Origin of the sequence: Paramesorhizobium endophyticum (assembly GCF_014640615.1) — a bacterium.
Taxonomy (GTDB): Bacteria; Pseudomonadota; Alphaproteobacteria; order Rhizobiales; family Rhizobiaceae; genus Paramesorhizobium; species Paramesorhizobium endophyticum.
The window spans coordinates 161,423-173,242 of record NZ_BMHH01000006.1; the positions used below are offsets into that span (position 1 = coordinate 161,423).

Annotated in this window: 8 protein-coding genes; 4 read left to right on the forward strand and 4 right to left on the reverse strand. The window is 61.3% G+C overall.

Features of this window, described 5'->3' with window-relative positions:
• Positions 1-61: 61 nt before the first annotated feature.
• Positions 62-1,120 (reverse strand): NAD(P)-dependent alcohol dehydrogenase, encoded by a 1,059-nt coding sequence (locus IEX53_RS09610; RefSeq protein ID WP_188823840.1) that lies wholly within the window; start codon positions 1,118-1,120, stop codon positions 62-64.
• A gap of 323 nt (positions 1,121-1,443) precedes the next feature.
• On the opposite strand from IEX53_RS09610, the gene IEX53_RS09615 reads away from it, so the two are divergent.
• On the forward strand, positions 1,444-2,259 hold the full coding sequence (locus IEX53_RS09615) for a CPBP family intramembrane glutamic endopeptidase (protein WP_188823842.1): 816 nt from the start codon (positions 1,444-1,446) through the stop codon (positions 2,257-2,259).
• Between the two features lie 87 nt (positions 2,260-2,346).
• The gene (locus tag IEX53_RS09620; RefSeq protein WP_188823844.1) at positions 2,347-3,471 is read left to right on the forward strand and encodes an acyltransferase family protein; all 1,125 of its coding nucleotides are present in this window, start codon (positions 2,347-2,349) and stop codon (positions 3,469-3,471) included.
• Between the two features lie 4 nt (positions 3,472-3,475).
• Here the strand turns inward: IEX53_RS09620 and bspF are convergent, their stop codons facing one another.
• The 3 genes from bspF to secA form a co-directional block, all read right to left on the reverse strand.
• Positions 3,476-4,762 (reverse strand): type IV secretion system effector crotonyl transferase BspF, encoded by a 1,287-nt coding sequence (gene bspF / locus IEX53_RS09625; RefSeq protein WP_188823846.1) that lies wholly within the window; start codon positions 4,760-4,762, stop codon positions 3,476-3,478.
• Entirely contained in the window at positions 4,762-6,183 is a 1,422-nt protein-coding gene (locus IEX53_RS09630; protein ID WP_188823848.1) for a lipopolysaccharide biosynthesis protein, read from the reverse strand. The genes bspF and IEX53_RS09630 overlap by 1 nt, the downstream gene beginning before the upstream one ends.
• 162 nt (positions 6,184-6,345) lie before the next feature.
• Positions 6,346-9,072, reverse strand: a complete 2,727-nt coding sequence (secA, locus tag IEX53_RS09635) for a preprotein translocase subunit SecA (protein ID WP_188823850.1) — start codon at positions 9,070-9,072, stop codon at positions 6,346-6,348.
• 345 nt (positions 9,073-9,417) lie between these two features.
• Here secA and IEX53_RS09640 point away from each other — a divergent pair, with 345 nt between their 5' ends.
• Both IEX53_RS09640 and argJ read left to right on the forward strand, forming a co-directional pair.
• Positions 9,418-10,320, forward strand: coding sequence for a peptidylprolyl isomerase (locus IEX53_RS09640; RefSeq protein ID WP_188823852.1), 903 nt, complete (start codon positions 9,418-9,420; stop codon positions 10,318-10,320).
• A gap of 242 nt (positions 10,321-10,562) precedes the next feature.
• Positions 10,563-11,804, forward strand: a complete 1,242-nt coding sequence (argJ, locus tag IEX53_RS09645) for a bifunctional glutamate N-acetyltransferase/amino-acid acetyltransferase ArgJ (protein ID WP_188823854.1) — start codon at positions 10,563-10,565, stop codon at positions 11,802-11,804.
• Positions 11,805-11,820: the final 16 nt, after the last annotated feature.

Here is an 11,820-nt window from a genome sequence, read left to right on the forward strand (position 1 = left end):
AGCTGAATTCTAAAAATCTGAAAGCCGCGCCGTTTTGGTGGCGCGGCTTGTCTTCATTGCCTCATGCTGTCTCAAGCGCCGGCAGCGAGGCCATGTCGATGACGAAACGGTAGCGCACATCCGCCTTTTCCATGCGCTTGAACGCATCGTTGATTTCGTCCATGCGGATCATCTCGATATCGGGCAGAATGTTCTTCCGGGCGCAGAAATCGAGCATTTCCTGCGTCTCGCGGATGCCGCCTATCATGGAACCGGCAACGCGCCGCCTGCCCATGACGAACGGAACGGTGTTCGTCCCGGCCATCGGGCCCACCTGTCCGACGATGGCAAGGGTGCCGTCGACGTCCAGCAGCGGCATATAGGGCGTGATGTCATGATCCACCGGCACCGTGTCGATGATGAGGTCGAAGCTCGATGCAGCCTTTTCCATGGCGGCGGGATCGGTGGAGAGGAGCAGACGGTCGGCGCCGAGAGCCCTCGCATCGGCTTCCTTGTCCTTCGTGCGGCTGATCACCGTCACTTCGGCGCCCATGGCAGCGGCAAGCTTGACCGCCATGTGGCCGAGGCCGCCGAGCCCGATCACGCCGACCCGGCTGCCGGGGCCGACATTCCAGGTGCGCAGCGGCGACCAGGTGGTGATGCCGGCGCAGAGCAGAGGCGCGGCGCGGGAAATATCCAGCCCTTCCGGCACACGCAGCGCGAATTCCTCGCGAACGGTCAGGTGCTTGGAATAGCCGCCATAGGTCTGCTCGCCGGTGATGCGGTCGATGCCGCCATAGGTGCCGGTCATGCCTTCGCGGCAATATTGCTCCTCGCCCTTGCGGCACTGGTCGCATTGCTGGCAGCTATCGACCATGCAGCCGACGGCGACATGGTCGCCCACCTTGTAGCGCGTCACCTGCGAGCCGGTTTCGATGACGCGTCCGATGATCTCATGGCCGGGAATAGCGGGAAAAACCGTCCAGCCCCAATCGTTCCGCGACCAATGAAGGTCCGAATGGCAGACGCCGCAATAGAGAATCTCCATTACAATGTCGTTGGGGCGCGGCGCGCGCCGCTCGAAAACCATGCTGGCCAGCGGCTCATCGACCGCCGTGCAGGCAAATCCAATTGTTTTCATGTCATGTTCCTTAAGGCTGCCAGAGCGCCGGCTGGTGGACAGGCATTGGTCCCGGGGAAACGATCCGAAAGGCCTGCCGATTGTCGGGGATGGCGATTTGAAAAGGCATTCGAACCGAGCCATGCGACTGACTGGGCGGTGCGGATGGCTTGGGTGGCTGGACTTTAACAGGGCCTTCCTGTCAGGATTACCCGCTTCAATCCGCATGGGGCTATATTGATAATTCATGAATGTGATGGATTGCCGAGGCGAAACTGCCCGACGCAATCAATTGTAAAGTAGCTTTGCTTCATGATGCTTCGCGGTATTTCTGGAGCAAGAGCATGGCTTTGAAAATAAGAATTCTCATTCATGCTGCCTTGTTCTCGCTAGCGTATAGTTACGTCTATCCGTTTCTCAAGCATTTTCTCCCGGAGTGGCGTTTTCCGGCGTTCGATTATCTCAATGAACTGACGGGCTTTCCGCCGCTGGAGAGCCGGATCCTTCATTTTCTTTTTGCGGTGGTGCTCTATGCGCTTTTCGCCGTCCTATGGGAGCGGGAGAACTGGAAGGACGCATTCTTTCTGCGGGATTCGCCGAAGGGCTTATTGAAGGGCGCGGCATTTGCCCTACTGCTCGCCCTCGGTGCGCTGGCGCTGTATCAACTGGCGGGGCTGCTCGACATCGAGGGTATCATACCGGATCATCAAAAAACGGCTGCGCTCATTCTGGCGTGGTTCGTTGCGCAAGCTTTCAACGCTGTGCAGGAGGAGCTTGTCTTCCGCGGCTATCTGCTGCGGCACTTGGCGGGACATTTCAACAAGCATGCGAGCGTCGCGCTTGTCTCGCTTATATTCGGCATGGGGCACATCGCCCAATATGATTGGACGGGCTTCATATTCGCCACCGTCGGTGGGGCCATATTTGGATATGTCTATCTTTTTTACAGGAATATCTATGTTCCCATCGGGATGCATGGCGTCTGGGACATCTGCTCCCATACCTTGGTGAACACCAAGATCCTGCTCGCCCAGCCGGGTCCATTAATGGAGCGCCTCGGCGACAGCGCCGGCAACAATGCGCTCTTCCTAACTGTGGTAGGGGTGCATGTTCTCTTCCTGGCCGCGTTCTTCATCTGGAAGCGATTGTGGCGGTTGTAGGACAACATCGCGGCCAGCCGTTTCATCTCGACTTTTTCAGAAAAACCGCTAGCACGTAGCAGTGAAAAAAGCGCGTGATGAGAGAATATGCAAAGAATCCCCGATTTCGACGGCTTGCGTTTTGTCTTGTGCCTGGGGATGGCATTTTTTCATTATTCTTTCCGCGTTCCGGTCGAAAACGAATATTTGCAGCACCTCATTCTCCGTTTTTCCTATTTTACGGATGTGTTTTTCATCCTGTCCGGCCTATTCTTGGCGCGTGGGCGGGATCCGGTCTGGTCCGGGCGGAGCTATGCGGCTTTCGTGGCGAAACGGCTGGCGCGGATTTATCCGCTGCATGCCGCCATCTTCTCCTGCTTCGGCCTCCTGTCGATCCTGACAGCCACGGGGTTCATGCATCCCCATGCCCAACCCGACATGGACTGGCGCAACGCGCTGGCGCAGCTGTTTCTCGTGCACAGCTGGGGCGTGGCGGGGAAGAGCTTTTCCTACAATTATGTCAGCTGGTCGCTGAGCGCCCTGCTTGCGATGTATCTCTGCTTTCCTGGTTTCGACGTGCTTTGCCGGCGCTATGGCGGGCGGGCGATCTTTTTCGTCGTAGCGGCCCTGATCGGGTGCGAGCTCCTGGCGCGAGCCTGGGACGCTCCTTCCATAACGCGCGCCCAATATGCCGATATCGGGATATTGCGCGTCCTGCCCTCTTTCCTGTTCGGCATGTGGCTTGCCCGCCAGCGGCCCGGCGATTTGCCCAAACCGCTGATCCGCTTCGCCCTGGCCGCCTGCGTTCTGGTGTTCCTGTTCCACGAGCCGGCTTATCTTGGAGGTGAAGGCGCCACGCTGGAAGGGCTGGCGCGGCTCATATTCCTCTATATTTCCACCTTCGTCCTCTATGCGGCGAGCATGCAGGGCATTCCTACGCCGTTGCGCTGGCGAGGGTTCGTGGGGCCGTCCCGCTACAGCTTCGGCATCTTCATCCTGCATCCGCTGGTGGGGTTAGTCTTTTTCAACATGCTTCCTGAGACATGGGGGAAGAGCGTTGCCGGCGCGCTGCTGCTGATTTCCGCCGGTGTGCTGCTCAGCGTCCTTGCGGCGGTCGTGGCCTGGCGGCTGTTCGAAAATCCGGTTCACCGCTGGCTGGTGGGCAGGATCGATGCCTGGGCCGCGCGGCGATCGGATGCTAAACCTGAACTCACATCATCCGCGTCGTCCTGAAGGCCTAATGCCTCCCTGTCAGCGAGCGCAGGCGGTTGCGGACCTGCCGGGCGAAGTCGCGGGTGCGGCGGTAGAGGTGAATCTGCGAGGCGGCCTGCTGGGTGGCGCGGGTTGCGCCGGGATTGAGGCCGATGACCAGCGTTTCGATCGTCTCCCGCTCGCTGAACAGGCGCGACATGACCGGATGGTCGGGGACCGCGCAGGAATCGGTGCGGGCGATGTTGGGATCTTCGAGATGGTTCTTCACCACTTCGATCATCAGCAATGTGCCGGGGGAGTAGGCACTTAAGGATTCGTCATAGGCGGTTTTCCACGTCCAGGCCTCGCCCGATTCGACGAAGACGATGAGGATGGCGATGACGCGGCCGTCGAGTTCGAGCGTATGGATGCGGGTCAAGTCGCGCTCCGCCAGCCGGTTGACCGCCTCACGGGCAAAGGCGGCGCGGTAGCGGTCGACGGCCATGGCGCTGCCGCGCCTGCCTTTCCAGCCGCTGGCTTCCAAAGCGAGAAAATCCTCGCAACGGCGACGGACTTCCTCGGGGCTGCGGGCGACGCTGTAGGTCAGGGTGCCTTGCCCGGCGAGCTTGCGCCACAGCCGCGCATAATCCCGGCGATGGTGCGAGCCGATGGCGTGGCGCAGGTAAGCGTCGCCCTCCATCTGGCTTTCCAGGAACGGGCGCTCGGCGCGCTCGATGGAGACAAGCGGCAAATTGCGACCGAGCGCGATGGTGCGAATCAACTGCGCGACCGGGCCATTGGCGCGCATATCGGGCAGGACGAGCACCTCGGGCATCTTCAGATGCTTGCGCGACAGGATGTCGAACAGATCTTCGAGTACGCCGACCGGATCGTCGCGGTCGATGAGGGGCGTACCCTGCGGGCCGAAAGGCGTCGCCCAGGCGCGGATGATCGGCGCGGAAACGGCAAGGCCGGGGCGCTCGATCGTATAGGGCATGAGGAACCGCAGCCGGCTGCGCGTCTCGTTCTCGTCGCGCATCACCATGAAGCGCACCTGACGGTCGTCCAGGCGCGGCATGGCGGGCGCGAGGAAGCGCGGATTGACGAAGATGTTTGGCTCGATGGAGCGGAAGGTCAGATGATCCAGTTCTTCAAGGAGCTCGAAGCCCGCCGCCGCGCCATAGATCGCGAGCTTCCGGGGAATGTCGCGATGCCCGAGGCTCTCTTCCAGCTTCTTGGCGACATCCTCCATCGCATCGGTTTCGGCGATCTCCGAGACGACGCGCGTAGCGGATCCTCCCGCGGCTTCTTCGAGAAGGGGAATGGCGACCATCAGTATTGCTCCTCCGGACGGGAGAATTTCGCTTGCGGGGCGAGGATGAACATGGGGATGCCGAGGCGGCGATAGACCATCAGCGACAGCGAAGAGGCCTCGAAAACCATGGCGACTGCGGTGGCGATGGCCGCGCCCAGGAGGCCGAAGCGCGGGATGAGCAGGATATTCAAGGCCACATTGATGCAGAGCGCGACGGCATAAAGCGCGGCGCAGATATTCTGGTTGCCCGACATGTTGAGGAGGCTTTCCGTCGGGCCGACGCTGGCGCGGGCGATGACGCCTATTATCAGGATGAAGAGCAGCGGATAGCCTTGCGTGAAGGAGGGGCCGAAGAGCGAGAGCAGCGGCTGGCCCAGCAATAGCAGGACGAGGCCGAGCGCCAGCGTCGGCCAGAAGGTCCAGCGCGTCGAGGCGCCAACGAAGCTGGCGAAGCGCTCACGGTCGCCGCTGTGCAAAAGCTGCGCATAACGCTGTGCGACGCCGGCCTTGACGGCGAAATAGACGAAATGGGCGAGCGCCAGGATCTTCACCGTGGCGAAGTAGATGGCCACATGGTCCGGGTCCATGAAATGGCCGACCATCAGCACATCGACATTGATTAGCAGGAAGAAGAAGCCTTCGACGAGGAAGATCGGCACGGAGACCGCGAACCATTCGCGCAAATGGAGATTGCGTGGTCCCGCGGGGATGATGCGGGCGAGGCTGCCCCGGATGCGGAACAATTGGCTCAGGGTCGTCACATAGGTGGCGAGGATCGCGGCCATGAGACCGGTCACGGCCGTTGGTTCGAAGCCAACCAGCACGGCCGCGATCATGAATAGGAGCGCGAGAAGGGGGCGGGCGATGTAGGTCGGCGTCAGCGCCGTCACCACCCATGAGCGCGAGCGCGCTGTGCCGTCGAGCATGTCGCCGAGCGCGATCATGGGGACGCAGACGAGCCCGAGATAGAAAGGCAGGATGTAATAGTTTTCGATGTGCCCGGCGAAGAGATGGACGCCGATACCGGCCAGAATGGCGACAAAAGTGGAGGCAAGGATGCCGAACAGCCATCCGGTGCGCAGGAGCCCACGAATTTCATTCAATTCATTGCGCTCGAAATATTCGGGCACATAGCGGATGATGGTCGTGTGGAAGCCGAGGCAGGAGAGATTGCCCACGATGATGGCGCTGATCCACACCAGCACATAGATGCCGTACTCGAACCCGCCCATCCAGCGCGCCAGGACGATCTGCGAGACGAGCGCGATGGCGGCGCTGATGATGCGGATGGCGAAGGCGGCGAGCGAGGAGCGCTGCGCTCCGGCCTGCGGATTGGAGGCGGTCAGCAGCGTATCGATGCGCTCCGTCAGCGGACGAAGGCGCAACGAAAATCTTTCCGGCAGAAGCCGGTCCGCTGCTGTGGCCGCTGAAAAACGCAAAACCGATTCTCCACCTGTCAACCCAGGGCGCTAAAATAGGGCAGAATTTTAAAAAAAGCGTTCGCCCGCCTTCATTACCGCCCCGCGCAATAATGAAAAAGCCGCGCAACCCATGCGCGGCTTTTGTGTCAGTGCAATGGCGTTTTATACAACGGCTCGTGATCAGGCAAACGCGCCGTGGCAGTGCTTGTATTTCTTGCCCGAGCCGCAGGGGCATGCCTCGTTGCGGCCGACCTTGCCCCAGGTGGAGGGATCGTTCGGGTCCCGGTCTTCGGGATCCACCACGCGCGCTTCTTCGTGGCGCACCAGAAGCTCGCCCTCGCCGAAATCATTCTCGCCGGTGGTGCCGTCGATATGCTCGCCATACATGGGCGGAGGGGTCGGCTCCGGCGCGGCGGCGGCCTCGCGGACGATCTCGACGCGCATCAATTGCGCCGTCACGGCCTGACGCAGATTGCCGAGCATGGCCTGGAACAACTCGAAAGCCTCGGTCTTGTATTCGTTCAGCGGGTCGCGCTGGGCGTAGCCGCGGAAGCCGACGACGGAGCGCAAATGGTCGAGATTGACCAGATGCTCGCGCCAGAGATGATCGAGCGATTGGAGCACGATGGATTTTTCGACATAGGCCATGACCTGCGGGCCGAAGCGTTCCGCTCGCTCGGCGGCAACCTTGTCGGCGGCTTCCGTCACGCGGGCGAGGATTTCGTCCTCGGCAATGCCTTCTTCCGCCGCCCATTCATGCACAGGCAGGTCGAGATTGAGGTGCTCGCGGAGACCTTCCTTCAGTCCGTCTATATTCCATTGCTCCGCATAGGCATTTTCCGGAATGTGGGTGCGAACGAGATCCTCGATCACCTCCTGCCGCATCTCGGCGACGGTTTCGCCCAAGTTCTCGCCGTCCATCAGCTCCAGACGCTGCTCGAAGATCACCTTGCGCTGATCGTTCATCACATCGTCATATTTGAGCAGGTTCTTGCGGATTTCGAAGTTGCGCGCCTCGACTTTGGTCTGCGCCTTCTCAAGCGCCTTGTTGATCCATGGGTGGACGATGGCTTCGTCTTCCTTGAGGCCGAGTTTCTGCAGCATCCCGTCCATGCGATCGGAGCCGAAGATGCGCATCAGATCGTCCTGAAGCGACAGGAAGAATTTCGAGCGGCCCGGGTCGCCCTGGCGGCCTGAACGGCCACGCAGCTGGTTGTCGATACGGCGGCTTTCGTGCCGCTCGGTGGCAAGCACATAGAGGCCGCCGGCGGCCAGCGCCTGCTCCTTCAGCTTGGCGATATCGGCCTTGATGGCAGCGATTGCGGCGTCGCGCTCCGGCCCTTCCGGCATGTCGGCCAGTTCCTGGCGAACGCGCATTTCCAGATTGCCGCCAAGCTGGATGTCGGTGCCGCGACCGGCCATGTTGGTGGCGATGGTGATGGCGCCGGGAACACCCGCCTGCGCGACGATATAGGCTTCCTGCTCGTGATAGCGGGCGTTCAGAACCTGGAAGTCCTTGATGCCCTCTTTACGCAGCCGCTCGGCCAATTGCTCCGACTTCTCGATCGAGGTGGTGCCGACAAGGACCGGCTGGCGCTTGGCATAGGCCTCGCGGATGTCCTTGACGATGGCGCGGTATTTTTCCTCGACGGTGCGGTAGACCTCGTCGTCCTCGTCGATGCGGCGGACGGGGAGGTTGGTCGGCACTTCAGTCACTTCCAGGCCGTAGATATTGCCGAATTCCTCGGCTTCCGTGTTGGCCGTGCCGGTCATGCCGGCCAGCTTCGTGTACATGCGGAAGTAATTCTGGAAGGTGATGGAGGCCAGCGTCTGGTTCTCCGGCTGGATGGTGACCTGTTCCTTGGCCTCCAGCGCCTGGTGCAGTCCTTCGGAATAGCGCCGCCCCGGCATCATGCGGCCGGTGAACTCGTCGATGATGACGATCTCGTCATTGCGGACGATATAGTCCTTGTCGCGCTGGAACAGCTTGTGAGCGCGCAGTGCATTGTTGACGTGGTGGACGATGGCGACGTTTTCGATATCGTAGAGCCCCTCGCCCTTCAGATGCCCGGCTTCCTGGAGCATCTGCTCCAGCTTCTCGGTGCCTTCCTCGGTGAAGGTCGCGGTCTTCTGCTTCTCATCGATCTCGTAATCCGAAGGCTCGAGGCGCGGAATGAAGGTATCGATCAGATTGTAGAATTCGGAGCGGTCCTCGAGCGGGCCGGAAATGATGAGCGGCGTGCGCGCCTCGTCGATGAGGATCGAATCGACCTCGTCGACGATGGCGTAGTGATGGCCGCGCTGCACCATCTGCGTGCGGTCATATTTCATGTTGTCGCGCAGATAGTCGAAGCCGAATTCGTTGTTGGTGCCGTAGGTGATGTCGCAGGCATAGGCTTCGCGGCGCTCATCGTCGTCGAGGCCGTGGACGATGACGCCGGTGGAAAGGCCGAGGAAGCCATAAAGCTTGCCCATCCATTCCGCGTCGCGGCTTGCCAGGTAATCATTGACGGTGACGACATGGACGCCCTTGCCTTCGAGGGCGTTGAGGTACACGGGCAGCGTCGCCATCAGCGTCTTGCCTTCGCCGGTGCGCATTTCGGCGATGCCGCGATTGTGCAGCACCATGCCGCCGATCAGCTGCACGTCGAACGGGCGCATGCCGAGCACGCGCTTGGCCGCCTCGCGCACCGTGGCGAAGGCGTGGGGCAGGAGATCATCGACCTTGGTGCCATTGGCCAGGGCGGCGCGGAACTCGGCGGTCTTGCCCCTCAGCTGGTCGTCCGTCAGGGCCTCATAGGTCTTCTCGAGCGCGGTGATCTCGTCGGCGCGCGGACGCAGGCCCTTGACGCGGCGGTCGTTGGAGGAACCGAAAATCTTGCGGGCTAGACCGCCGAAGCTGACCATCACTGGTCCTTTCTTATCCGTTCAGCCGGTGATCCGGCGCTATCATAGGCTTTATTTATTCTCATAGAAACATTTGCAAGAAAAGTCGCCTCATTGGTTCTCCCGAACCATGCGTACTTGTTCCGGCAAGCTCTGGACGCAAAGCCGAAGGACAGATAAGAGGGGTGCTGATTGATGTCAACGCTGGAGCATGGTGGAATTCCCTCCTAACTTGTATGTATTGCGTTCTGCAATGAAAAGTTGTTAGCGTGGCGCCGTAAAATGCGCTGTCATTTCAGATGCAAATACATTAGCAAAATTCCGCCGTATTCATGAAGCCGTAAGGCCCTCAAAGGAGTGACCCCAATGACATATTATAAGAAAGTCTTTTCCGCTCTCGCCGCGACCGCATTGATCGCATCCGTGACCTATGGCGCGTCGGCGCAGGAAAAGGCGCCCGCTTCGGACCCGGCCAAGGTGCTCGCCACCGTCGACGGCCAGAAGATCACGCAGGGCGAGGTGGACCAGGCGTCGAGCGATCTCGACCCGCAATTCTCGCGCCTGCCGGAAGAGCAGCGTCGCCTTGCCGCGCTTGCCGCGCTCATCGACATCAAGGCGCTCGCCACGCAGGCCAAGGCTGCCAAGCTCGACCAGACCAAGGAATTCGCGCAGCGCATGGATTTCCTCAGGGACCGGGCGCTTCATAACGAATATTTCGAGAAGGAAATCGTCAACAAGATTTCCGATGCCGATATCCGCGCCCGCTATGACAAGGAAATCGCCGCGACGCCGCCGCAGAACGAAGTGCGCGCCCGCCATATTTTGGTGAAGACCAAGGAAGAGGCTGAGGCGATCATCAAGAAGCTCGAGGGTGGCGCGAAGTTCGAGGACCTGGCGAAGGAAAGCTCCACCGATGGTTCGGCACAGAATGGCGGCGACCTCGGCTATTTCGCGCAAGGCCAGATGGTGCCTGAGTTCGAGAAGGCCGCCTTCGCGCTGGAGCCGGGCGCCTACACCAAGGAACCGGTGCAGACGCAGTTCGGCTTCCATGTGATCAAGCTGGAAGACAAGCGCGCCCAGCAGCCGCCGGCATTCGACCAGGTCAAGGAACAGGTGCGCTCGATCCTCATGCGCGAGCGCTATGTCGATCTCATGAAGAAGCTGCGCAGCGATATGAAGGTCAGCTATGCCGATCCTGATATCGAGAAGGCCATGAAGCAGGCGAGCGGCGAGCAACCGGCCCCGGCTGCGGAAACGCCGAAGAAGTAATTTTGAGGTCGGTTCGCGCCCTCCTTCCCCCTTGCGGGGAAGGTGCCCGCGTTAGCGGGCGGATGGGGGTGGTAACGTTTGCGCTTGCTTCGAAGATCCTAGCGCAAACGTCACCACCCCCACCCGACCCTTCGGGCCACTTGCCGGGGCCGAGCCACGGGTCTCGACCCGTCCTTCGGACCCCCGCAAGGGGGAGGGAGGGGGCGAGCTGGAACAAACGCTTCACTATCCGAGGGGACCCCATGTCGGCATCCGTTTCTCCACTTGCTCCGAAACATTATCCCGCGATGCCTGTCATCGAGGGAGTGCGTATCGCCACCGCCGGGGCTGGGATCAAATATAAGGGGCGCACGGATGTGCTGCTCCTCGTCTTCGACAGGGAAGCGGAGGCGGCGGGCGTGTTCACCCGCTCGAAATGCTCATCCGCGCCAGTCGATTTCTGCCGGCGGAACCTGCCGGGCGGCAAGGCGCGCGCGGTTGTCATCAATTCGGGCAATGCCAACGCCTTCACCGGGCGGAAGGGCCGTGACGCGACGGAGATGACCGCCGCTGCGGCTTCCGCGGCCGTCGGCTGCACGTCGGCAGAGGTTTTCCTTGCCTCGACGGGCGTGATCGGCGAGCCGCTCGACGCGGGCAAGTTTTCGCATCTCCTCGCCGGCATGGCGCGTGACGCGCAGGCCGACCGTTGGCTCGATGCGGCGAAAGCCATCATGACCACCGACACCTATCCGAAAGTGGCGACCGAGACGGTGCTGTTTGGCGGCGTGCCTGTCACGATCAATGGCATCGCCAAGGGAGCGGGCATGATCGCGCCCGACATGGCGACCATGCTCTCCTTCGTGGTGACCGACGCGCCGATCAAGGCTCCCGTTCTGCAGGCGCTGCTGGAGCGTAGCGTGGGCGGAACGTTCAACTCTGTGACGGTCGATAGCGACACCTCGACCTCCGACACGCTGATGCTGTTCTCGACCGGCAGCGCGGCTGAGCGCGGCGCGCCTGCCGTCACCGGGCTCGACGACGAGCGCCTTCCTGATTTCGCCAAAGCGCTCGGCCACGTGCTCCAATCGCTGGCCTTGCAGGTGGTGCGCGACGGCGAAGGCGCACGCAAGATGATTGAGGTTCGCGTGACGGGCGCCGAATCGGCAGCTTCCGCCAAGCGCGTCGCGCTTTCCATCGCCAATTCGCCGCTGGTGAAGACGGCGGTGGCGGGCGAGGACGCCAATTGGGGCCGCGTCGTCATGGCCGTGGGCAAGGCCGGGGAACCCGCCGACCGTGACCGGCTTTCGATCTGGTTCGGCGATATCCGCGTTGCGCATCAGGGCGAGCGCGATCCGGCCTATTCGGAAGCCGAGACCTCAGCCTATATGAAGCAAGAGGACATTGTCATCCGCGCCGATCTGGGCTTGGGCGAGGGCGAGGCGACGGTGTGGACCTGCGACCTCACCAAGGAATATGTGGCGATCAATGGCGATTACCGAAGCTGAGGCATGTCTCCCAGAA